The sequence below is a fragment of the Serratia sp. 22278 genome (genome assembly GCF_052045405.1).
GTDB lineage: Bacteria > Pseudomonadota > Gammaproteobacteria > Enterobacterales > Enterobacteriaceae > Serratia > Serratia marcescens.
This window is the reverse complement of the sequence record NZ_JBQEOW010000001.1, coordinates 467,604-490,089: the sequence shown is the minus strand read 5'-3', so window position 1 is coordinate 490,089 and position 22,486 is coordinate 467,604. Positions and strand designations below refer to the sequence as shown.

General features: G+C 61.0%; 20 protein-coding genes, 2 tRNA genes and 1 other RNA gene. 9 read left to right on the top strand and 14 right to left on the bottom strand.

All coding sequences use genetic code 11. From position 1 onward, the window contains the following. Nucleotides 1–151: 151 nt before the first annotated feature. A complete protein-coding gene (locus ACTJJ6_RS02345) occupies nt 152–382 on the top strand; it encodes a DNA polymerase III subunit theta (RefSeq protein WP_016928156.1) in 231 nt (76 codons plus the stop codon). Between the two features lie 32 nt (nt 383–414). Here ACTJJ6_RS02345 and pip read toward each other — a convergent pair whose 3' ends face one another. Together pip and ACTJJ6_RS02335 are read right to left on the bottom strand one after the other, a co-directional pair. Continuing rightward, nucleotides 415–1,368 (bottom strand): prolyl aminopeptidase, encoded by a 954-nt coding sequence (gene pip, locus ACTJJ6_RS02340; protein ID WP_004928848.1) that lies wholly within the window; start codon nt 1,366–1,368, stop codon nt 415–417. A 156-nt stretch (nt 1,369–1,524) separates the two neighbouring features. Continuing rightward, nucleotides 1,525–1,920: a RidA family protein gene (locus tag ACTJJ6_RS02335; protein ID WP_097102344.1), complete on the bottom strand. Its 396-nt coding sequence runs from the start codon at nt 1,918–1,920 to the stop codon at nt 1,525–1,527. Nucleotides 1,921–2,068: 148 nt separating this feature from the next. Here ACTJJ6_RS02335 and ACTJJ6_RS02330 point away from each other — a divergent pair, with 148 nt between their 5' ends. Then, nucleotides 2,069–2,965 carry a LysR family transcriptional regulator gene (locus ACTJJ6_RS02330; protein WP_004928843.1) on the top strand — a complete coding sequence of 299 codons (897 nt, stop codon included), beginning with the start codon at nt 2,069–2,071 and terminating at the stop codon, nt 2,963–2,965. 4 nt (nt 2,966–2,969) lie between these two features. Here the strand turns inward: ACTJJ6_RS02330 and dksA are convergent, their stop codons facing one another. Continuing rightward, the gene (gene dksA, locus ACTJJ6_RS02325; protein WP_004928840.1) at nt 2,970–3,395 is read right to left on the bottom strand and encodes an RNA polymerase-binding protein DksA; all 426 of its coding nucleotides are present in this window, start codon (nt 3,393–3,395) and stop codon (nt 2,970–2,972) included. 369 nt (nt 3,396–3,764) lie between these two features. Between dksA and ACTJJ6_RS02320 the strand changes: the two genes are divergently transcribed. Then, nucleotides 3,765–4,511, top strand: a complete 747-nt coding sequence (locus tag ACTJJ6_RS02320) for a carbon-nitrogen hydrolase family protein (RefSeq protein ID WP_049300345.1) — start codon at nt 3,765–3,767, stop codon at nt 4,509–4,511. Nucleotides 4,512–4,537: 26 nt separating this feature from the next. Further along, a complete protein-coding gene (gene exoX, locus ACTJJ6_RS02315; RefSeq protein ID WP_033644251.1) occupies nt 4,538–5,206 on the top strand; it encodes an exodeoxyribonuclease X in 669 nt (222 codons plus the stop codon). A 35-nt stretch (nt 5,207–5,241) separates the two neighbouring features. Here exoX and ACTJJ6_RS02310 read toward each other — a convergent pair whose 3' ends face one another. The 6 genes from ACTJJ6_RS02310 to ACTJJ6_RS02285 form a co-directional block, all read right to left on the bottom strand. Next, nucleotides 5,242–7,275: a S9 family peptidase gene (locus ACTJJ6_RS02310; RefSeq protein WP_176063365.1), complete on the bottom strand. Its 2,034-nt coding sequence runs from the start codon at nt 7,273–7,275 to the stop codon at nt 5,242–5,244. A 68-nt stretch (nt 7,276–7,343) separates the two neighbouring features. Continuing rightward, nucleotides 7,344–7,997 carry a tellurite resistance TerB family protein gene (locus ACTJJ6_RS02305; protein ID WP_033633339.1) on the bottom strand — a complete coding sequence of 218 codons (654 nt, stop codon included), beginning with the start codon at nt 7,995–7,997 and terminating at the stop codon, nt 7,344–7,346. 149 nt (nt 7,998–8,146) lie between these two features. After that, complete coding sequence (locus tag ACTJJ6_RS02300; RefSeq protein WP_016928163.1) at nt 8,147–8,725, bottom strand: TorD/DmsD family molecular chaperone; 579 nt, start codon at nt 8,723–8,725, stop codon at nt 8,147–8,149. 42 nt (nt 8,726–8,767) lie between these two features. Next, nucleotides 8,768–9,505: a phosphatase gene (locus tag ACTJJ6_RS02295; RefSeq protein ID WP_004928821.1), complete on the bottom strand. Its 738-nt coding sequence runs from the start codon at nt 9,503–9,505 to the stop codon at nt 8,768–8,770. 90 nt (nt 9,506–9,595) lie between these two features. Further along, complete coding sequence (gene ghrA / locus ACTJJ6_RS02290; RefSeq protein WP_021505290.1) at nt 9,596–10,537, bottom strand: glyoxylate/hydroxypyruvate reductase GhrA; 942 nt, start codon at nt 10,535–10,537, stop codon at nt 9,596–9,598. A gap of 127 nt (nt 10,538–10,664) precedes the next feature. Beyond that, entirely contained in the window at nt 10,665–12,131 is a 1,467-nt protein-coding gene (locus ACTJJ6_RS02285; RefSeq protein WP_075685762.1) for a peptide MFS transporter, read from the bottom strand. A gap of 447 nt (nt 12,132–12,578) precedes the next feature. Here ACTJJ6_RS02285 and ACTJJ6_RS02280 point away from each other — a divergent pair. From ACTJJ6_RS02280 to ACTJJ6_RS02270, 3 genes are all read left to right on the top strand, one after another. Beyond that, nucleotides 12,579–12,668: transfer RNA gene (locus ACTJJ6_RS02280), tRNA-Ser, on the top strand. 542 nt (nt 12,669–13,210) lie between these two features. Beyond that, a tRNA-Ser gene (locus tag ACTJJ6_RS02275) sits at nt 13,211–13,300 on the top strand. Nucleotides 13,301–13,347: 47 nt separating this feature from the next. Further along, nucleotides 13,348–13,467: non-coding RNA, RtT sRNA (locus tag ACTJJ6_RS02270), on the top strand. Nucleotides 13,468–13,521: 54 nt separating this feature from the next. Here the strand turns inward: ACTJJ6_RS02270 and ACTJJ6_RS02265 are convergent. Continuing rightward, nucleotides 13,522–13,878 (bottom strand): helix-turn-helix domain-containing protein, encoded by a 357-nt coding sequence (locus tag ACTJJ6_RS02265; protein ID WP_060444322.1) that lies wholly within the window; start codon nt 13,876–13,878, stop codon nt 13,522–13,524. 296 nt (nt 13,879–14,174) lie between these two features. Here ACTJJ6_RS02265 and sdeA point away from each other — a divergent pair, with 296 nt between their 5' ends. Continuing rightward, complete coding sequence (sdeA, locus tag ACTJJ6_RS02260) at nt 14,175–15,362, top strand: multidrug efflux RND transporter periplasmic adaptor subunit SdeA (RefSeq protein ID WP_016928167.1); 1,188 nt, start codon at nt 14,175–14,177, stop codon at nt 15,360–15,362. A gap of 24 nt (nt 15,363–15,386) precedes the next feature. Further along, nucleotides 15,387–18,530 (top strand): multidrug efflux RND transporter permease subunit SdeB, encoded by a 3,144-nt coding sequence (gene sdeB / locus ACTJJ6_RS02255; protein WP_049300618.1) that lies wholly within the window; start codon nt 15,387–15,389, stop codon nt 18,528–18,530. Nucleotides 18,531–18,595: 65 nt separating this feature from the next. Here the strand turns inward: sdeB and ACTJJ6_RS02250 are convergent, their stop codons facing one another. From ACTJJ6_RS02250 to ycfP, 4 genes are all read right to left on the bottom strand, one after another. Further along, a complete protein-coding gene (locus tag ACTJJ6_RS02250) occupies nt 18,596–19,075 on the bottom strand; it encodes an RrF2 family transcriptional regulator (RefSeq protein WP_028128027.1) in 480 nt (159 codons plus the stop codon). 264 nt (nt 19,076–19,339) lie between these two features. Beyond that, complete coding sequence (locus tag ACTJJ6_RS02245; protein ID WP_176063372.1) at nt 19,340–19,876, bottom strand: glycine zipper 2TM domain-containing protein; 537 nt, start codon at nt 19,874–19,876, stop codon at nt 19,340–19,342. A 355-nt stretch (nt 19,877–20,231) separates the two neighbouring features. After that, complete coding sequence (locus ACTJJ6_RS02240) at nt 20,232–21,536, bottom strand: NAD(P)/FAD-dependent oxidoreductase (RefSeq protein WP_004928794.1); 1,305 nt, start codon at nt 21,534–21,536, stop codon at nt 20,232–20,234. Between the two features lie 332 nt (nt 21,537–21,868). Next, complete coding sequence (gene ycfP, locus ACTJJ6_RS02235; protein WP_016928172.1) at nt 21,869–22,411, bottom strand: alpha/beta hydrolase YcfP; 543 nt, start codon at nt 22,409–22,411, stop codon at nt 21,869–21,871. Nucleotides 22,412–22,486 lie beyond the last annotated feature (75 nt).

The following is a 22,486-nucleotide window of genomic DNA, read 5'->3' as shown; positions in this document are numbered from 1 at the left end:
AGAGAATCATTCTTATTTAAAAGAATAAATAGATTGCATTACTCTCGGATAAATATCGCTCCCGGCAACGGCGTAATGGGCTTGCCAAGCGCCGCCGGGTGGATTACCTTCTGCGCAGATTCAATGCGGCAAAGTAAGTAAGGAGCATAGCGTGGGTTACAATCTGGCCGAGCTGTCCAAAGAGGAAATGGACAGGGTGAATGTGGATCTCGCCGCCTCAGGCGTGGCGTACAAAGAGCGCTACAACATGCCGGTGATCCCGGAAGTGGTGGAGCGCGAGCAACCGGAAGCGCTGCGCGACTATTTTCGCGAGCGCGTGGCGCACTACCGCGCGGAATCCCACAAGTTTTCGCGCCTGCCGTACGAGCCGAAGGCTAAATAGAAAAACCCGCCGTTACGGCGGGTTTTTTTGCGTCATTTGCCGGCAAACCGGTCGGTGGCGATCATCAGCTGGTGCAAAATGCCTGGCTCATCATACGAATGCCCCGCCCCTTCCACGATATGCAGCTCCGCCTCCGGCCAGGCCTTGGCCAGGTCCCAGGCATTCTGCACCTGGCAGGCCATGTCATAACGGCCGTGGACGATCACCGCCGGAATATGGCGGATCAGCGGCACGTTGCGCAGCAGTTGGTCGTCGCTTTCCAGGAAGCCCAGATGGGTGAAGTAGTGGTTTTCAATACGGGCGAACGCCAGCGCGAAATCATCCTCGCCGAACGAAGCGGATTCGCGGCTCGGCAGCAGCGTGACCGTCTCCCCTTCCCACACGCTCCACAGCTTGGCCGCTTCAAGCTGCACCTGCGGATCGGCCGAGGTCAGCCGCTGCCGGTAGGCGGCGATCACGTCTTTACGCTCGTCATCCGAGAGGATGGACAGCACGCGCTCCCATTTTTCCGGGAAGAAGCGCGAAGCGCCGTCCTGGTAATACCAATGCAGCTCCTGCTTGCGCAGGGTGAAGATGCCGCGCAGCACCATTTCACTGACGCGCTCCGGGTGGGTCTGCGCATAGGCGAGCGCCAGCGTCGATCCCCAGGAACCGCCGAACACCAGCCACTGCTCGACGCCGGCCATTTCGCGCAGCCGCTCGATATCGGCCACCAAATGCCAGGTGGTGTTGTTGTCCAGGCTGGCATGCGGACGGGAGCGGCCGCAACCGCGCTGATCGAACAGCAGCACCTTGTAGCGTTCGGGATCGAACAGCTGACGATGATGCGGGGAGATGCCGCCGCCCGGCCCGCCGTGAATGAATACCGCCGGTTTACCGTTCGGGTTACCGCTCAGCTCCCAGTAGATCCGGTGGCCATCCCCAGTATCCAGCCAACCGCTGTCGTATGCCGCTAACGGCGGGTACAAACCTCGTAATTGTTCCATGGCGCTTTCCGTCTCTCTGTGAGTCATGCTTTCATCAAAGCGGAAGCCGCCCGGCAGGTCAACGGTAAAACCCGAAAACTCGAACGCGCGCCGAGAACTCGGCGCGCGTTTGCTCAAAATCACAACGACCTGCCTGTAAAATGCCCACAGGCCCGATCAGTTAAGGTGCGCGATCGCGCTGATCTCCACCAACTGCTCGGGCGAAGCCAGCCCGGTGACGCCGATCAGCGAACCGGCGGGTCGGTGATCGCCGACATAGCGCTTGAACAACGCAATGCACGGTTCAACGTGCGCCTGTACGTCGGTCAGGTAGATCTCCACATACGCCAGGTTCGAACGTTCGGCGCCGAATCCCGCCAATACCCGATCCAGGTTGTCCAACGTCTGTTGGGTTTGCCGTTCAATATCGCCCGCGCCGATAAACTCACCCTGCATATCATGGGAAAACTGCCCCGAAATGTAGAGGGTGTCTTTGACGCGAACGCCTTGGGACACGCCATTCTCCTCTTCCCAAATGACCCCGTGATGGTAGTGCGTGATGCCGTTTCTCATGCTGCTTCTCCAACCGTTTATCGTTTCCATGACGACTATAATCGTTTGATTGGCGAATGAATGTCGTCACTGAAACGACATTGACTATGCATTTAATCCATTGAATATGTTAAATTAATTATCTTATCACCGGCTCTCGGGGGGCGGCATGCTGCGGGCGAATCTCAATGACATTCAGGTTTTCATGGCCGTCGTCGACGCCGGCAGTTTTGTCGCCGGCGGACAGACGATGGGGCTATCGCGCTCGGCGGCGGGCAAGGCCATCGCGCGTCTGGAGCAGCGGCTGAGCGTGCGGCTGTTGCATCGCACCACGCGTTCGCTTGGCCTGACCGACGAGGGGCGAGAGTTTTATCGGCGCGGTCTGCAGATCCTCGCTTCGGTCGACGACGCCGAGGCCAGCGTGGCCGGCGACAAAGGCACCGCGCGCGGGGTGCTGCGGTTGACCGCTCCCGCCGCCTTCGGCAGACGGATCCTGTTGCCGCTGGTGCCGAAATTTCTCGTCGCCTGGCCTGAGGTGCAGGTGGAGATCAGTTTTTCCGATCGCCTGGCGGATATCGTGGAAGAAGGATTTGATTTGGCGGTGCGGATTGGCGTCACGGCGCCGGATACCCGGCTGGTGTCCAGAACCCTCGCCAGGTATCGCGCCCTGCTGTGCGCCTCCCCCGCCTACCTCGCCGCCCGTGGCGAACCGCAAACCGTCGAGTCGCTCGCCGGGCACGAGGCTCTGCTGTTCAGCAGCCGCAACCAAAAACAGCCCTGGCGGCTGCGCGACGAGCGCGGCGAATGGGTCAAGGCCCCGGTTCGCGGCCGCCTGCGGCTGGACAGTGGGGAAGCGTTACGCGACGCCGCTCTATCCGGGTTGGGCATCGCGTATCTGCCGGAGTTTATGATTGCGGAAGATTTGGCCGCCGGCCGTCTGCGGCAGGTGTTGCGCGCCGTGGCGGGTGAAGAAGTCAGGATTGTGGCGCTCTATCCGAATAAGCGCCTGCTGGAACCCCGCGTCAGGCGCTTTCTCGATCTGTTGGTGGATACGCTCGGCGGCTGAGACCTTACCCGCCTTTACGCATATGCGGCTCGCGCATCTCCTGTGCGGTTTTCGCCTCGATGCTCAGTTCCGCCGTCGGGCGCAGCAGCAGGCGCGCCAGCCCGATGGGTTCGCCGGTTTCCCGGCAGTAGCCGTATTCGCCGTTCTGCAAGCGCGCCAGCGCCGCATCGATTTTCGGCAACAGGCGGCTTTCGCGATCCAGCTGGCGGAACAGCAAGCGCAAATCCTCTTCGCGCGCCGCCTTGTCGGCCTCATCGCCCGTCGCTTCGCCGCCGTCGATCTCTTTTTTCAGCTCATCGATGTGCAGCAGCAGCTTTTGCCGCTCATCCTGCAGCAACTGACGGAAAAACGCCCGTTGAACCGAGTTCATATAATCAGAATCCGGCATGGCCAGCAGTTGCTGCGCATCCGGTAATGCCATCACAGTCATTGCGTTCTCCGAACATTGAAAGTGTAATATTATAACATAATAATTATTTTTATCACCCGGTCATCCTAAAACAAAATCTCATGTGTAAACAGCCGGTTAAATGCAATTCGCACTTTGTCGCTTGCATCCTGCCGGCTTTAGGCGGTTAATGGCTGAGCAAGCCACCCAATCATAGGTAACGAGAGGCCATCATGAGTAAGGGAATGGATAGCAAAAAAAATGCGAAGAAGAAGCCGTTGAAAACCCCAGCTGAGAAACGTGCGGAGAAACGCGCCAAAAAAGCGCATCCGTCTGGTGAGTAAGCGTCCTTCCATCCGTCATTAAACCCGCCAAGGCGGGTTTTTTATTGCCTCACAGGAGAGATGGCCAATGCCCTGCTTTACCCTCGCCGCCGCCCAATACCCCGCCGCTGCGGCCGATATCGCCAGCAACCTTGAACGTCACCTGGAATTTATCGCGCAGGCAGCCGAACAGCAGGCGCAACTGCTGGTGTTTCCCGAACTGTCGCTAAGCGGCTATGAGTTGGCCAATGCTGCCGAACTGGCGCTGACGCTGGGCGATCCCCGCCTGCAACCGCTCAGTGCAGCGGCGCAATCGCGGCAGATGACGATCATCGTCGGCGCGCCTTTACACAGTGGCCAGGCGCTGCATATCGCCGCCTTGATCTTTCACCCCAACGGCACGGTGGCCGTCTATACCAAACAGCATCTGCACGGCGCGGAACAGCAATTCTTCTCGCCCGGTGAGGGCGGCACGCTGCTGGAAATACAGCAGCAACGCATCGCGCTGGCCATCTGCGCCGATACTTCGGAGCCCGGCCACGCGAGCGCCGCCGCACGGGCGGGCGCGCAGATTTATGCCGCCGGCGTGCTGGTATCTGAAGCCGGTTACGCGAAAGACAGCGCCGCGCTGGCAGACTACGCCCGGCGTTATGGCATGGTCACGCTGATGGCCAACCATGCGGCGCCGACCGGCGGCTGGATCCCGGCGGGCCGCAGCGCCATCTGGGATGAAACGGGAGCGCTTTTGGTTGCCGCGCCGGATGACGCTCCTGGGCTGATCATCGCCGGCAAGACTTCCGACGGTTGGCACGGCCGCCTGTGCCGGTTAAGCTGAAGCCTGACGGCAACGCGGAGGAAAGCATGACGTTACGCGTAATAGATACCGAAACCTGCGGGCTGGACGGCGGCGTGGTGGAAGTGGCCTCCCTCGATCTGCTCGACGGCCAGTTAACCAATCCGATGAGCGATCTGATCAGCCCGGACCGCCCCATCAGCCTCGACGCGATGGCGATTCATCACATCACCGAACAGATGGTGGAAGGCAAACCGCGCATTGCGGTGGCGATCGGCCGCTATCAGGGCAGCCCCTACTATGTGGCGCACAACGCCGCCTTTGATCGCGGGGTGTTGCCGGAGATGAACGGCGCCTGGATCTGCACCCTCAAGCTGGCGCGCACGCTGTATCCGGACATCAAGTACGGCAACCAGTATCTGCGCTACGCGCTGAACCTGGACGTGCAGCTGCCGGCAGACGCCACGCTGTACCCGCACCGCGCGCTGTACGACTGCTACGTCACCGCCGCGCTGCTGCAACGCATCATCAAGGATTCGGGCTGGACGCCGGAGCAAATGGTGCAGATCACCGAACAGCCGGTGCTGCTGAAGAAGTTCAAATTCGGCAAGTATCGCGGGCAGGAAATCGATCGCATCGCCCAGGAAGATCCAGGCTATCTGCGCTGGATGCTGAAATCCATCGACGATCTGAGCCCGGACATGAAACACACGCTGAAATACTATCTGATTGGCTAGCACAGCGGGCGGCGCAGGCCGCCCACTGTTCGCCGTTACTCCGCCAGCGCCAGAATGAAGGCGTACTCCAGCGCAATATCCTCATAGGCCTTGAAACGGCCGGATTTGCCGCCGTGGCCGGCATCCATGTCGGTATACAGCAGCAGCTGCCGATCGTCGGTTTTCAGCTCGCGCAGCTTGGCCACCCATTTGGCCGGCTCCCAATACTGCACCTGCGAATCGTGCAGGCCGGTGGTCACCAGCAGATGCGGGTATGCCTGCGCCTTCACCTGATCGTACGGGCTGTACTGCTTGATGTAGTCGTAATAGGCCTGCTCGTTCGGGTTGCCCCACTCGTCGTATTCGCCGGTGGTCAGCGGGATCGACTCGTCCAGCATGGTGGTCACCACGTCGACGAACGGCACCTGCGCCACCACGCCGTGGAACAGCTGCGGCGCCTGGTTGATCACCGCGCCCATCAGCAGGCCGCCGGCGCTGCCGCCCATGGCGAACACCCGCTTGCCGTCGCCGTACCCCTGGGCGATCAGCGTTTCGGTCACGTCGATAAAATCGTTGAAGGTGTTCTGCTTGTTGAACAGTTTGCCGTCTTCATACCACAGCTGCCCCAGCTCACCGCCGCCGCGAATGTGCGCCAGCGCGAACACGACACCGCGATCCAGCAGGCTCAGGCGGCTGGCGCTGAACGCCGGATCCATGCTGCTGCCGTAAGAGCCGTAGCCGTACACCATCAGCGGGTTGGCGCCGCGCTGGAAGCTGTCCTGGCGATACACCAGCGAGACCGGCACCTCGACGCCGTCGCGCGCCTTCACCCACACCCGCTCGCTGCGGTAGTTTTCCGGCGTGAAGTTCTTCACTTCCTGCTGTTTGAGCATCGTCCGCTCACCGCTGTCCATGTTCAGCTCGTACAGCGTGGTCGGGGTGGTCATCGACGAATAGCCGTAGCGCAGCAGCGCGGTTTCCGGATCCGGGTTATACGCCAGCCAGGTGGTGTAGGTCGGATCGTCGAAGGCGATGCGCTTCTCTTCGCCCGTCTGCCAGTGGATCTGGCGCAGCAGCGTCAGGCCGGCATTGCGCTCTTCCACCACCAACCAATCGCGGAACAGGCTGAAGCCCTCCAGCATCACGTCGGCACGCGGGGCGATCAGCGTCTGCCACCGCGCTTCGTCCGCCTGCTCGCTTTGGTACAGGCCGAAGTTCTTGCCGTCCTTGTTGGAGCGGATGTAGAAATGCTGGTGATAGTGATCGATGGCGTACTCGTGATCCTTGCGGCGCGGCACGAACAGCTGCGGCTTGGCGTCCGCACGATCGGCGTCCAGCAGCAGGATCTCCGAGGTGGTGGTGCTGCTCAGGTGGATCAGGATAAAACGCTCGGAGGTGGTCTTCTCCAGCCCGACGTAAAAGGTATCGTCCAGCTCTTCGTAAATCAGCTCATCCTGCTGCGGATCGCTGCCCACCACGTGGCGATAGACCTGATACGGCAACAGCGTCTTGGCGTGCTTGCGCACGTAGTACACCGTCGAGGAGTCGTTGGCCCACTCGAAGCTGCCGGAGGTGTTTTCCAACACTTCCTCCGCCCAACTGCCGTCGGCCAGGTTCTTGAAGCGAATGTCATACTGACGGCGCGACAGGAAATCCTCCGCCACCCCCAGCCGCTGATTGTCTGGGCTGACGTCCAGCCCGCCCTGGGTGTAAAACTCGTGGTTCTCGGCGCGCTGGTTGCCGTCGATAAGCACTTCCCAGTGCTCGCTCTCGGCCTGCGGCTGGCGCACATAAATCGCGTATTCGTTGCCCGGCTCGTAGCGCGTCTGATAGCGATAGCCGTGGCGCACGTAAGGCACCGAATGTTCCTGCTGCGGAATGCGCGCCACCATCTCTTCGTACAGGGTTTCGCGCAGCGCCTGCTGCGGTTTCAGCATCGCATCGGTGTAGGCGTTCTCCGCCTGCAGGTAGTCCAGCACCTGGCGGTCTGCGCGCTCGTCGTCGCGCAGCCAGTAGTAGTCATCCACGCGCGTGTCGCCGTGGATGGTGATGGGATAAGGACGTTTTTCCGCTTTCGGTGGGGTCATCATTGCTAAATCATCCGCTTACATAGATTGCGGCAAGAGTGACACGATTCCCCCCGGCTTGCCAAGCGGCGCTACGCCAGCTCGCGCTTTTTCTCGTTGACGTCGCTCTCGATGCCCTGCTTGACGTCCGCCGGGATCTTCAGCGCCTGCGCCAGCGCATCGAGGTAGCCGCGCTCCATAAAGTGATCGACGTCGATCACCAGACAGCTCAGGTAGTAAACCTCCAGCGCCTCGTCTTCATTTTGCACGCTGCGGGCGATCAATTCCGGGTTGAGCGGCTGATCGAGCGCTTCCTGCACCCAGGCCTGCGCCTCTTCCCCCACCTGCAGCTGCGACAGGCTGTGATCGATGGCGCGCTGCTCGTCGGCATCGATATGGCCGTCGCTCTTGGCGGCGAACACCAACGCCTGCACCAAACGCTTGGCGCGCAGATCTACCGGCGTGGTTTGCAAACCGAACTGCGGTTCGTCCTGATGGCTCTCTTTCACCCGCTGCTTATACTTGTTCCACAGCACCGCGCCCACCGCCGCGCTGCCGCCGATAATCAGCGCATTCTTGCCGAACTTACCCACCAGCTTGCGCGAGGATTTGTTGGCCAACAGCACGCCGACCAAACCGCCCAGCGCCGTGGGCGCCAGCAGTTTGCCGATGCCTTCCGCCCCGCCCATCGCACCGGCCTTCTGCCCGATCAACGTTTGAATCTGCTGCATCCAGTTACTTTTCATCATCTACCCCTTGCGTGAGAAAACGCGGCGCGCAGGCGCGGCCGAACCGACGGTAAACCGCCAGATTAGGGGATCTTTTGTCAATTTACGTCTGGGGGATGCAAACCTGTGTTTAGCGGGCCGGGCGGCCCGCCTGGATGCCTGCGGCGTTACGCGTCTTCGTCGCCCGCTTCGTCGTCCTGCTCGTACTCCGCAAGCTCGTCGCGCATCGCCTGGATGGCGTCGCGGGTCATCAGCGCCAGCGTGCGGTAGAAACCGGTGGTGGCGTGCGCTTCCACTTTACCGAGGAAGCGGCCGCACCACGGCAGCAGAAACTCGTCGAACAGCGCGATCTGCGCCTGCGCTTCATCTTCCTGCGACTGATCTTCCAGCCAGGAGGCCGCCAGCAGCAGTTGGCCGAAATGGTCGGCCGGCGCCTCCGCCAGCGGCATGCCGCGCTGCTGCAGGAAGGCGCGCACTTCCGCTTCGCTGGCGCCTTCGACGTAGTCGGAGCGGAACGGTGACACGCTGCACTCGCTGCCGACGAACATCGCGTTGAAGTCGGTCGCCAGCTGGTTGACGTCACAGCCCTGTTGCAGGCGCTTCAGCAGCTCATCCTGCTCCAGCGGCCAGTGCTGCTGCAGCTTGCCCTCTTTGATCAGCGCGAACAACGGCACCAACAGCGGATCCTGCGGCTGGCGGTAGAACAGCGTACCCAGCACGCGGCAGACAATCGAAAACTCATTCATGATAAGGCCTTATACAATACGGAAAATTTTGCCGGGACGATGTCACAAATCGGCCAATTCCGCAATCGCCGGCTTGCCGCGCCGCTCGAGAAAATCCAGCAACCGGCGCGGGCTGACGTTAAGAATGCGCTCTTGTGGGAAGCCCACCTCTTCGATGATGCGCTCGCAGTGCTCGAAATTACCCAGTGAAAAAGCGACGTGCGAATCCGAACCCAGCGCCAGCCAGCCGCCGGCATCGCGCACGGCGGCGGCAATCGCCCGGCAGTTGGCCTCGCTGCCCTTGCGGGAGTGGGTGAACGACGAGTTATTCAGCTCCAGCGCCACCTCGTATTTGGCCGCCGCCGCCGCGACGGCGGGAATGTCGATCGGATAACGCGGGTTGCCGGGGTGGCTGATGATATGCACGTCCCCCTGCGCCATCGCGGCGATCATCGCTTCAGTATTGGACGCTTTATCCTGCGGCGCAAACACCGGCTCGTGGAAACCGGCGATGATCACGTCGGTAGCGGTCAACATCGGGCCGGTGCAGTCGATGTCGCCCTGCAGGTTTTTGATGTTGGCTTCGATGCCGCGCAAGATGCCCACGCCGTTCACCCGGCGCGGCCACACGTGCATGTTCATAAAGTGCCAGTAGTGCGGCGCATCGGCCATGTCCGGGCCATGATCGGTGATGGCGAACAGCTTGATGCCCTTCTGTTGGGCTTCGGCGATGTAATCGTGCAGCGTGCTGTAAGCGTGGGTGCTGGCGACGGTGTGCATGTGTAAATCAACGGGGTACATTGTTTCTCCTTCCAGAGGGCCCGCCCGCAAAGGTACGGGCAGGCGCGATGACGATAACAGCTTATCAGTTACCGAACGGCGGCTGAAGGATCAGTATCCCCGTTGCCTGTCGACCACGCCGGCCGGGGCATGCCCCGCCTCCAGCGCGCGAATGTTGGCGGCGATCTGATCCATCGCCTGCTGCGGCAACGTGATGGCAGCAATATGCGGAGTAATGGTGACACGCGGATGACGCCAGAACGGATGATCCTGCGGCAGCGGCTCGCGGGCGAACACGTCCAGCGTGGCGGCGGCCAGCTGCCCCTGCTCCAGCGCCGCCAGCAGATCGGCCTCCACCAGATGCGCGCCACGCGCGATGTTGATGAGGTAAGCGCCCGGCCGCAGTTGCGCGAACAGCTCGCGGTTGAGAATGCCGACGGTCTCCGGCGTATTGGGCAGCAGGTTGATCAGCAGTTTGACGCCGTCGAGAAAGGCGCCGCGCTGCGCCTCTCCGGCGAAGCTTTGCACGCCGTCGATCTGTTTGGCGCTGCGGCTCCAGCAGCGTACGCTGAAGCCAAACTCGGTCAGCTTGCGCGCCACGCTCTGCCCCAGCACGCCGGCGCCGAGGATGCCGATAGTGAAATCATCCAGCGAGTGGGGATCGAGCGGTTGCCATTCCTGCCGCTGCTGCAACGCCTGATACTCGTCGAAACGGCGGAAATAGCGCAGCACATAGCTCAGCGCATATTCCTGCATCTGCTGCGCCATGCCGGTATCCTCCAGCCGCAGCAGCGGCACGCCGGCGGGCAGTGTGCCGGGGTGTTTGCGCTCCTGATCGAGAATGGCGTCGACGCCGGCGCCGAGGGCGAACACCGCTTTCAGATCGCGGCGGTTGGCTAACATCTCGTGCGGCGGGCGCCATACCAGCGCGTAATCCGCCGGCCGCTCGTCGCCGCGCTGCCATTCGCGGATCTCGGCCTGCGGCAGGCGTTGCTTGATGCCGGTCAGCCATTCCTGGGCGTTAAATAAGGGATGGTAATAGATGATGTTCATACTGCGGGCTCCGGTTTGTTTTTATTGGTTTTCCTTCAGCCTTCCGCGATTCATCGCCGGATGCAAGCGTTAAAGCCCAAAATAAAAACAGCCCCGACCAGTGGGGCTGTTGTGCATGTTCGCAAAATCAGGCGGCAGACGCGCCGTCGCGCCGGATAAGACGCCGCAACAGCGGAATTAAAATCAGCATCGCCACGCCGACGCCCGTCGCCCCCCAGCCCAGCGCGCTGAAGATTTCGCTGTAGCCGGGATTGGTTTGCAGCGGCGTGCTGCCGCTGTTTTCCGGCATCAGTCCGGAGACGTAGCCCGCCAGCACCGAGGCGACGCCGGTCACCATCATCCAGCAGCCCATCATCACGCCCTGATAGCGCGGCGGCGCCAGCTTGCCGATCATCGCGTAACCGATCGGCGAGATCATCAATTCACCGACGCTTTGCAGCACATAGCTGATGACGATCCATTTAAACGCCACCAGCCCGTCGCCGCCGGCCATGCTGATGCCCAGCGGCAGCACCAGCATGCCGAGCCCGATGCAGAACAGCGATCCGGAGAACTGCAGCGGAATGTCGATGTTGCAACCGCGGGCGCGCAGGCGATTGAACCACCAGGCCAGCAGCGGGCCGCCCACCACGATCACCAGCGTGTTGATATTCTGGATCCACTGCGGCGCCACCTGAATGCCGTAAACGTTCAGGTTGATGTTGTGCTCGGAGAACAGCATCAGCCCCATCGGCGCCAGCTGATACAGCGCCCAGAACACCAGCGACCCCAGCGCCAGGATCAGATAGGCCGCCATTCTGCGGCGCTCATCGCGCGGATGGTGGCGCAGCGTCACCACGCACAGCATCAGGAAGATCAGCGCGCCGAGCACGATCACGAAATGGCCGCTGAACTCGGCGTGGGTCAGCATCACGCGGATAATCGGCACCAGCGCCACCAGCACCGCCAGCCCGACCAGCATGCGCCAACGGTATTGGCTGCGGCTGGCATCGTGCAGCGGCGTATTGAGATCCGCCAGAATCCGCCAGCGGCAGACAGCGACGATGATCGCCGCCGCATTGCCCAGCGTGGCGAACAGGAACAGCGCGCGATAGTTTTCCGTCAGTTGGAAATACCCGGCGACGGTAAAGCCAACGAAGAACCCAAGGTTCATGCCGGCGTAGTTCCACAGGAATGCCGATTCGCGCCGGTCATCGTCCGGTTTGAAACGCTGGGTCAGCATCATGTTAATGCAGGTGACGTTAAGGCCGCTGCCGGTCAGGAACATCGCCAGCCCCCAGTACAGCCCCCACACGCCCGCGACGGCAATCAGCGCGCAGCCGATCACCTGCAGCACCATGCCCAGCACGAACAGGTTGCGGTTGCTGAGGAAACGGCCGCCGAGGTAGCCGCCGAACATGTGCAGACCATAGTTGAAGGCGCCGAACACGCCCATCATGGCGTTGGCGCTGCTTTCGTTGAAGCCCAATCGCTTGGTGGCGTACAGCACCAGCGTGGAGTAAAGCACGGCGAAGCCCAGCGTGGCGAAGATCTGGATGAAGAACAGCGCCCCCGCACCGGGGGGAATGGCATGGCGCGCTTGCGGCGCCGGCATGGCATCTGAAGGAGTCAAAACCAACCTCTACTGCATTATTATGTAATGAGTCTGTCCCTGTCTGCGGTATCGCCGGCCTGTCTCCCGGCAATCTGCGCGGCGTCGTGATGTTCCTTGCCAAAAACGCCGCGCCGACACAATTCCATTTAGCGACACATTTGACTAATAATCCAGTATTAATGCATATAACAGCAAATAGACCGATCTCATTGGCGATATATTGAGCCACTTGAACAGAAAAAGATCAAACAATCGTCTGTCATGAATTCTGGCCGCAGCCTACCCTGCCCGCTGGCGACCGCGAGTGGGAATATCGTTCGGTAAATCAGCAAATTGCTGCAAGTTTGGCTAAACGGTCATGAGAATGAAATAAGAGGGTTGACGCTGAGATCAGATTCTCCTACATTAGCGCCCGTCGACAGCGCAAGGCGTTATCGATGACAAAACGGTGAGGTGTCTGAGTGGCTGAAGGAGCACGCCTGGAAAGTGTGTATACGCGAAAGTGTATCGAGGGTTCGAACCCCTCTCTCACCGCCAAATTCGAAGAGAAAGCCTGGATTCGCGTCCAGGCTTTTTTTTTGCATGGCGCACCGCCGAGAGGGGCGAGAAGCCTCGACAGGGTTCGACAAAACGCCTGCGTTTTGGACCGCCAACGGCGGCCCGCAGGGTGAGCGCAGCGAATCAAGCCCTCTCTCACCGCCAAATTCAAAGAGAAAGCCTGGATTCGCGTCCAGGCTTTTTTTTTTGCATGGCGCACCGCCGAGAGGGGTGAGAAGCCTCGACAGGGTTCGACAAAACGCCTGCGTTTTGGACCGCCAACGGCGGCCCGTAGGGTGAGCGCAGCGAATCTCTCTCCACAGCCCGCGCCGGTAATTCCCATTTCCACCGGTTATCCGCGAACCTTACTTCTGATTTTCCCACCTTTTCATGACTTCTGCCCTGCCGTTCGCCGCAGTTTTCAGCAAAGTGAACACGGCTTGAGCGGACGAACAAAAACACAGAAATTATTCTTGACCGGATCGGCCCCACTCCCTATAGTAGCGCCCCGTTGCAGCGATGATTTCGCAACAAAAAAATATGGTGAGGTGTCCGAGTGGCTGAAGGAGCACGCCTGGAAAGTGTGTATACGCGAAAGTGTATCGAGGGTTCGAATCCCTCCCTCACCGCCATATTCTAACGAGAAAGCCTGAGCGTAAGTTCAGGCTTTTTTGTATGCATCGCGCACCGACCGGGAGGGTGAGAACCCTCGACAGGGTTCGACAAAACGCTTGCGTTTTGGACCGCCAACGGCGGCCCGCAGGGTGAGCGCAGCGAATCTATCCCTCCCTCACCGCCATACAAAAAAGCCCGAACGCAAATTCAGGCTTTTTTATCCCCACGGCCCAACCGTTCAGTGGTGCGTGCATCTCACCGACGTTGGCTGCGCCAGCGCGCGGCGCCAGTCGCCCGGCGTTTGGCCGAACTGGCGTTTGAAGCTGCGGTTGAACGACTGCTGTGAGTCGAAGCCGAGCGAGATCGCCACGCTGACGATAGGCTCGCCGCTGTTGGCCAGGCGCTCCGCCGACACTTTCAGTTTTTGCATGCGGATATACTCCCCCAGCGCGTAGCCGGTCTGGCGTTTGAACATGCGCTGCAGATGCCATTTGGAATAGCCCGCGCGGTCCGCCACGGTGTTGATATCCAGTTTTTCTTCCAGATTGTTGTCGATCCACGCCTTCAAATCGGTAATAAAGCCCGTAGTGTTCATGCAGATGCTCCCATCATTCGGCAGGGTCACCCTCTGCCCGATGCACATACGTTGCAACAGTTTCGCTTTAAATGCAATTTTTATTATTGCATTTATCGGAAAGCCGCCACTATACTCCACCCAATTAATGTAACCGATATTGATACATTAATGTGACACCAATATGTTTCAAAACCTAACGTTGCGCCATGACAAAGCGCGGCGCCCCTTCCGCCGAACGCCGGCATGAAGGGAAAAGCCCGAGAAACAGGGTTGGGTATGGGGCCAGACAGCGCTTACTTATCGGAATAAAAATAATGCCAAATCAACCAAACTCATCGTTCAACGCCGGCGGCCGCACGCGCGCCGTCGCTCTGGGCCAGCGGCTCTCCGGGGTGGCGCTGTTGGCCGCCCTGCTCGCCGGATGCGACAACAGCGTCGCGCACAATGCCCCGCCGCCACCGCCGGTGGTCAGCGCCGCCAGCGTGGTGGTCAAGCCGATCAGCCAGTGGGATGCGTTCAATGGCCGGGTCGAGGCGGTGCAGAGCGTGCAACTGCGCCCACGGGTCTCTGGTTACATCGAGCGGGTCAACTACACCGAAGGCGACGAGGTGAAAAAAGGCCAGGTGCTGTTCACCATTGACGATCGCACCTACCGCGCCGCGCGTGAACAGGCGCAGGCAGAGCTGGTGCGGGCGCGCAACCAGGCCGCTCTGGCGCGCAGCGAATCCTCGCGCACCGAGAAGCTGATCGGCACTCAGGCCATCTCGCAAGAAGTGTGGGAACAGCGCCGTTCGTCCGCCGCGCAGGCGCAAAGCAACGTGCTGGCGGCGCAGGCCCAGCTCGATATGGCGCAGCTTAATCTCGACTTTACCCGCGTCACCGCCCCGATCGACGGGCGCGCCAGCCGCGCGATGATCACCGCCGGCAACCTGGTCACCGCCGGCGACAGCGCCAGCGTGCTGACGACGCTGGTGTCGCTCGACAAGGTCTACGTCTATTTCGACGTGGATGAAGCCACCTTCCTGCGTTATCAGCAGCAAGGCCGGCACGATGCCCGCCTGCCGGTGAAAGTCGGCCTGGTGGGCGAAGACGGCACTCCGCATCAAGGGCTGGTGGACTTCACTGATAACCAACTGAACGCCGGGACCGGCACCATCCGCATGCGCGCCCTGCTCGACAACCGCGATCGCCGCTTCACGCCGGGGCTGTTCGCACGGGTACAGATGCCCGGCAGCGCCGAGTTCAACGCCATGCTGATCGACGACAAAGCGGTGATGACCGATCAGAACCGCAAGTTCGTTTACATCGTCGATAAAGACGGCAAGGCGCAGCGCCGCGACATCGACGTGGGCCGGATGGCCGAAGGATTGCGCATTGTGCAAAAAGGCCTGGTGAACGGCGATCGGGTGATCGTCGACGGCATGCAGAAAGTGTTTATGCCGGGCATGCCGGTCGACGCGAAAAGCGTCGCCATGACCACCACCGCCTCCGCACTTAACTAAGCTCCCAGCAGAGAACTCTGACCCATGGACTTTTCCCGTTTTTTCATCGACCGGCCGATCTTCGCCGCGGTGCTGTCGATACTGATTTTTGTCGCCGGGGCGATCGCCATTCCGCTGCTGCCGATCAGCGAGTACCCGGACGTGGTGCCGCCCAGCGTGCAGGTGCGCGCAGAATACCCGGGTGCCAACCCGAAAGAGATCGCTGAAACGGTGGCCACGCCGCTGGAAGAAGCGATCAACGGCGTCGAAAACATGATGTACATGAAATCGGTTGCCGGTTCCGACGGCGTGCTGGTGACCACCGTCACCTTCCGCCCCGGCACCGATCCCGATCAGGCGCAGGTGCAGGTGCAAAACCGCGTGGCACAGGCCGAAGCGCGCCTGCCGGAAGACGTGCGCCGCCAGGGCATCACTACCCAGAAACAGTCTCCGGCGCTGACGCTGGTGGTGCATCTGGTGTCGCCTTCCGGCAAGTACGACTCGCTGTACCTGCGCAACTACGCCACCCTGAAGGTCAAGGATGAACTGGCTCGCCTGCCGGGCGTCGGCCAGGTGCAGATCTTCGGCGCCGGTGAATACGCGATGCGCATCTGGCTCGATCCGAACAAGGTCGCCGCGCGCGGGCTGACCGCCTCCGACGTGGTGAGCGCCATGCAAGAGCAAAACGTGCAGGTCTCCGCCGGCCAGCTCGGCGCGGAGCCGATGCCGACGCGCAGCGACTATCTGCTGTCGATCAACGCCCAGGGCCGCCTGCAAACTGAAGAAGAGTTCGGCAATATCATCCTCAAGAGCGGCGATAACGGCGAGATCGTGCGGCTGCGCGACGTGGCGCGCATCGAGATGGGTTCCGGCAGCTACGCGCTGCGCGCCCAGCTCAATAACAAGGATGCGGTCGGCATCGGCATCTTCCAGTCGCCGGGCGCCAACGCCATCGAGCTGTCGGACGCGGTGCGCGGCAAGATGGCCGAGCTGGCGACCCGCTTCCCGGATGGCATGAGCTGGAAATCTCCGTACGATCCGACGGTTTTCGTGCGCGATTCGATCCGCGCGGTGGTGGATACCCTGCTGGAAGCGGTGATCCTGGTGGTGCTGGTGGTCATTCTGTTCCTGCAGACCTGGCGCGCCTCGATCATTCCGCTGTTGGCGGTGCCGATCTCCGTGGTCGGCACCTTCGCCGCGCTGTATCTGCTGGGCTTCTCGCTCAACACCCTCAGCCTGTTCGGGCTGGTGCTGGCGATCGGCATCGTGGTGGATGACGCCATCGTGGTGGTGGAGAACGTTGAGCGCAACATCGAAGAGGGGCTGTCGCCGCTGGCGGCGGCGCACCAGGCGATGCGCGAGGTCTCCGGCCCGATCATCGCCATCGCCGTGGTGCTGTGCGCGGTGTTCGTGCCGATGGCGTTCCTCTCCGGCGTCACCGGCCAGTTCTACAAGCAATTCGCCGTCACCATCGCCATCTCGACGGTGATCTCCGCCATCAACTCGCTGACCTTGTCGCCGGCGCTGGCGGCGCGCTTGCTCAAACCGCACGGCGCGCCGAAAGATCTGCCGTCGCGCCTGATCGACAGGCTGTTCGGTTGGCTGTTCCGGCCGTTCAACCGCTTCTTCGCCAGCGGTTCGCAACGCTACCAGCGCGGCGTCTCCCGCGTGCTGAGCCGGCGCGGCGCGGTGTTCGTCGTCTATCTGCTGCTGCTGGCCGCCGCCGGGGTGATGTTCAAGACCGTGCCCGGCGGCTTTATCCCGACGCAGGACAAGCTGTACCTGATCGGCGGCGTGAAAATGCCGGAAGGCGCCTCGCTGGAACGCACCGATGCGGTGATCCGCAAGATGAGCGCCATCGGCCTGAGCGTGGACGGCGTCACCGATGCGGTAGCCTTCCCCGGCCTGAACGCGCTGCAGTTCACCAATACGCCGAATACCGGCACGGTGTTCTTCGCACTGGAGTCGCTGAGCACCCGTACCCGCACCGCGGCGCAGATCAACGCCGAGATTAACGCGCGCATTTCGCAGATCCAGGAAGGTTTCGCCTTCTCCATCATGCCGCCGCCGATCCTCGGCATCGGCCAGGGTTCCGGCTATTCGCTGTACGTGCAGGATCGCGGCGGGCTGGGTTACGGCGCGCTGCAGACCGCGATCAACACGATGTCCGGCGCCATTATGCAAACACCGGGCATGGGGTTCCCGATCTCCTCCTATCAGGCCAACGTGCCGCAGCTGGACGCCAAAATCGATCGCGACAAGGCCAAGGCGCAGGGGGTGCCGCTCAATGCGCTGTTCAGCACGCTGCAGACCTACCTCGGTTCGTCTTACATCAACGACTTCAACCGCTATGGCCGCACCTGGAAGGTGATGGCGCAGGCCGACGGCCAGTTCCGCGACAGCGTGGAAGACATCGCCAACCTGCGTACCCGCAACGACAAGGGCGAAATGGTGCCGATCGGCAGCATGGTCAGCATCGGCACCACTTACGGCCCGGATCCGGTGATCCGTTATAACGGCTTCCCGGCGGCGGATCTGATCGGCGACGCCGATCCGCGCGTGCTCTCCTCTACCCAGGCGATGGGTGCGCTGACGCAGATGGCCGATAAGCTGTTGCCGAACGGCATGAACATCCAGTGGACCGATCTGAGCTATCAGCAATCGACCCAGGGCAACGCCGCGCTGGTGGTCTTCCCGGTGGCAGTGCTGCTGGCGTTCCTCGCGCTGGCGGCGCTGTATGAAAGCTGGACGCTGCCGCTGGCGGTGATCCTGATCGTGCCGATGACCATGCTGTCGGCGCTGTTCGGCGTGTGGCTGACCGGCGGCGACAACAACGTGTTCGTGCAGGTCGGGCTGGTCGTTCTGATGGGGCTGGCCTGCAAGAACGCCATTCTGATCGTCGAGTTCGCCCGCGAGCTGGAAATGCAGGGCAAAGGCATCGTCGAGGCGGCGCTCGAGGCCTGTCGCCTGCGGTTGCGGCCGATCGTGATGACCTCCATCGCCTTCATCGCCGGCACCATCCCGCTGATCCTCGGCCACGGCGCCGGCGCCGAGGTGCGTGGCGTCACCGGCATCACGGTGTTCTCCGGCATGCTGGGGGTCACCCTGTTCGGGCTGTTCCTGACGCCGGTGTTCTACGTCACCCTGCGGCGCCTGGTGGCGCGCAAAGCGCAGCCGCAGATGGCGTAATCATCGTCTTAACATGCAAAAAGGTCGGGCATTGCCCGACCTTTTTTTATGCATGCGAACCGCGATTATTTATCGGCGGTTTCAGCCTCTTGCTCGGCGGCGTACTCCGCGCAGGCGCGTTTGTCGCCCCGCTCCAGCTCGGCCAACGAGTCGGCCACGGTGTGGCGCGCCAGCACCGCGAGCGAAGCCTGCTCGGCCTCGTTCACCACCGATTTGAAATACCAGCAGGCGTTGGCGCTCACCAGGCAGCGGGCCGGCACTTCAGGGCGGGAAGCCCAGATGCGCTTGTCGTCGATCACCGCCAGATAGATGTCCCGCAGGGTGATCTCTTCCGCCGGGCGGCCGAGGTGGATAGAGCCGTTTCGGCCCAGGGTGGAAACGATGATGCCGTCTTTGGTCAGCGGCACCATCAGTTTGCGGATAAAGCTGGGGTTGGCTTCCAGAGCGGCGGCGAGGGTGGCGCTCGTCGAACGCATGCCCTGCTTCTCAGCTACGGCGACGCTAAGGACCATTTGCAACGCTGTCGGAAAGCGAAAATCTAACATGTCGTTATCTCTGCGAGACGAAATACTCGGGTTTGGCCGGTGTGGCGATTGGCGCCGAACACACCGCTTAATTGCACAATAATATAACAAACGCAGGGGCTTTTTTGAAGTTTCGCCCAGCGATATCGCACGCAGACATTAGAACGATCGCAAACTTTTGGGCAGGCAGAAAACAGAAACCCGCGTCAATGTTAACGCCGCTCGCTTAACCGGGTTAAACGATCAGAACTAACACTGCCCGCGGGTTTAATTCGAATGTGGCGATCAGGCTCTGTTCAACACCAGCTGGCCGTTTTTATCCAACGGGATTTGCGTGCCCGGATCGTGATCCATGCGGATCTTGCCCTGCTGATTGCCGATCTTGTAGGTCACGTCATAGCCCAGCATTTTCTGAGACTTGTCGTAGACCGTTTTGCAACGCTGCTGAACGCTGGTGGTGACGTCGTTGTTCTGCATCGCCCCTTGCACCTGGTTGCCGGCGTAGCCGCCGCCCAGTGCACCTACCACCGTCGCCACGTCGCGCCCGCGACCGCCGCCGAACTGGTGGCCGATCACGCCGCCCGCCACTGCGCCCAGCACAGAACCGGCGATGCGGTTTTCATCCTGCACCGGTGCGCGGTGCGTCACGGTGACGTTGCGGCATTCCTGACGCGGCGTTTTGATGGTTTCTTTAATCGGCGTTGCGGCGAGCACCTGCGCATATTGCGGACCGGCAGAAAAGACGTCCAGACTGGCTACCGCGGCAATCCCCAGAGCGGCAGCGACACCAATTCCAACACCGGCTAACATTGACTTGTTCACAGGAAACCTCCTGAAAGTGTTACCACGCATTTTTTCCGGGGTCTGTTACCGGCTGCACCGCGCTTATTATTTTGCGCATGGGCGGCTTGCGGTATCCCGGTTTACGGCGTGCGCGACGCGCCGTCTGTAAACGAGGTAAAGTCTGCACAATGATCTGGAGGCCCGCAATAAGACAAGGGGACCAAAAATGCGGGAAAACGGCCGTTTTCCCGTTGTTTAGGAGGAATCTTAAGAATTTTACCCATGCCAACGACGGCTTGTGCAGAAGAATCAAACAACCGCCGCCGATCGCCTCGCGCCGCCATAAAAAAACCCGCGCGGGCGAACCGGCGCGGGTTGGTCGACAAAGGCGAGATCAGTGCATCTTCAGACGCGGACGGATCACCCGGTTGATGCCGCCCACCAGCATCATCAGGCCGGTTTTGATGTAGCCATGCAGCGCCACCTGGTGCATGCGGTACAGCGAGATGTAAACGAAGCGCGCGATGCGCCCTTCCACCATCATCGAGCCGCGCATCAGGTTCCCCATCAGGCTGCCGACGGTGCTGAAGCGCGACAGCGACACCAGCGAGCCATGGTCTTTATACACGTATGGCTTCAGCGTCTGGCCGTTCATCAGCGCCAGAATATTGGTGGCGCAGCGTGAGGCCATCTGGTGCGCCGACTGCGCGCGCGGCGGCACGAAACCGCCGCCCTCTTTCGGGCAAGAGGCGCAGTCGCCGATGGCGAAGATGTTCGGATCGCGCGTGGTCTGCAGCGTCGGCTCTACCACCAGCTGGTTGATGCGGTTGGTTTCCAGGCCGCCGATGTCCTTCATAAAGTCCGGCGCCTTGATGCCGGCCGCCCACACCATCAGATCGGCGTCGATAAATTCGCCGCCCTTGGTGTTCAGCCCCTTGGCGTCCGCGCTGGTCACCATGGTGTTGGTCAGCACGCGCACGCCCAGTTTGATCAGCTCCTGGTGCGCGGCGGCGGAAATGCGCGGCGGCAGCGCCGGCAGGATGCGCTCGCCGGCTTCCACCAGCGTCACGTTGAGCGCGCTGTTGTCCAGGCCTTCGAAACCGTAGCTGTGCAACTGCTTCACCGCGTTGTGCAGTTCGGCGGACAGTTCAACGCCGGTGGCGCCGCCGCCGACGATAGCGATGTTGACCCGCTCTTTTTGCCCCGGCTGCGCCGAGAACTTCAGGAACAGGTTGAGCATTTCGTTGTGGAAACGACGCGCCTGATGGGGGTTATCCAGGAAGATGCAGTGCTCTTTCACGCCCGGCGTACCGAAATCGTTCGAGGTGCTGCCCAGCGCCATCACCAGGATGTCGTACGGCAATTCGCGCGCCGGCACCAGCTCGCCGCCCTGCTCGTCGCAGATCTGCGCCAGCTGCAGCGTTTGCGTCTCGCGGTTGATGTTGGTCAACGACCCCAGTTGGAAGCTGAAATGGTGATTGCGCGCGTGCGCCAGGTAGCTGAGCGCATCCACGCCGTCATCGAGGGAACCGGTCGCCACTTCGTGCAACAGCGGTTTCCACAAATGGCTGTGGTTGCGATCCACCAGCGTGATCTCGGCTTTGTTCTTGCGGCCAAGTTTATGGCCCAGGCTGGTCGCCAGCTCCAGACCACCGGCGCCGCCGCCAACAATAACGATTTTCTTCTTTGGCGTTGTCAAAATAACCCCCTAAATGTGAACCATTTGTTATCCCAGGGTGAATAAATAATATCCTTAGAATACATAGGGTTCGCGTAAAATAAATCGGCTCTCTGCAGCCAGAATAGCATGTGAGGTTATTTGGTCATACCAAAATTGACGTACATCAAATTTTTTTGGTTAAAGGCTGGACGCGGGGATTTTTTGGGGATTGTGATTCAAATAGTTAGCGCTGAGTCACAGTTTTAAATTTTGCCGATTGCCACAGAGAATCTTGCTTTGACGCACAAAAAAGCCGCACTTTCCGCCGGTGAAAAACGGGGCGCGCGGCTCGCGGCAGCGTTATGAAACTGTTAACCCAGCGCCTTGAACGCCTTGAGCCGCTGCAGATGCGGCGAGATGTTTTTGAACTTGTGCGTCTGCTGTTCATCCCAGACGATTTCGTAGTAGTGATGCAGCAATTCGGCGCTGCGCCGGTTATCCAGCACCTCGTCGTGGCGCGACAGCACCACCAGACAGCGATCGCGGTTTTTCTCGCGGAAATCCTCCACGCACTTGGTGGCGATATCGCGATACTCTTCCGGCCGGTCTATCTTGCCGTGCATGTGCTCTTCCGGGTACAGGTTGGGATTGAACATCGCCTGGCGAATGCCGCACAGGAAACCGATGCGCTCCGCCCAGAAGCCGCCGAGGCCGACCCCGCAGATCAACGGGTGCGCGTCGCCGCCCTGCTGCACCGCCTTGTCCACCTCTTTCAACAGATGCTGCATGTCGTGACGCGGATGCTGCGTGCTGTAGCTGATAAAGCGCACGTCCGGATCGATAAACTGCAGCTGTAACACCTTTTCATGATTGCCGGGACTGGTGGAATCGAAGCCGTGCAAATAGATAATCATGTGGATCCTCGCAACAAGCCAAGGGCCGCGGGCGCGGCCCTCATCATTTCCGCTCTGCGCCGCGGTGCGGCGCCT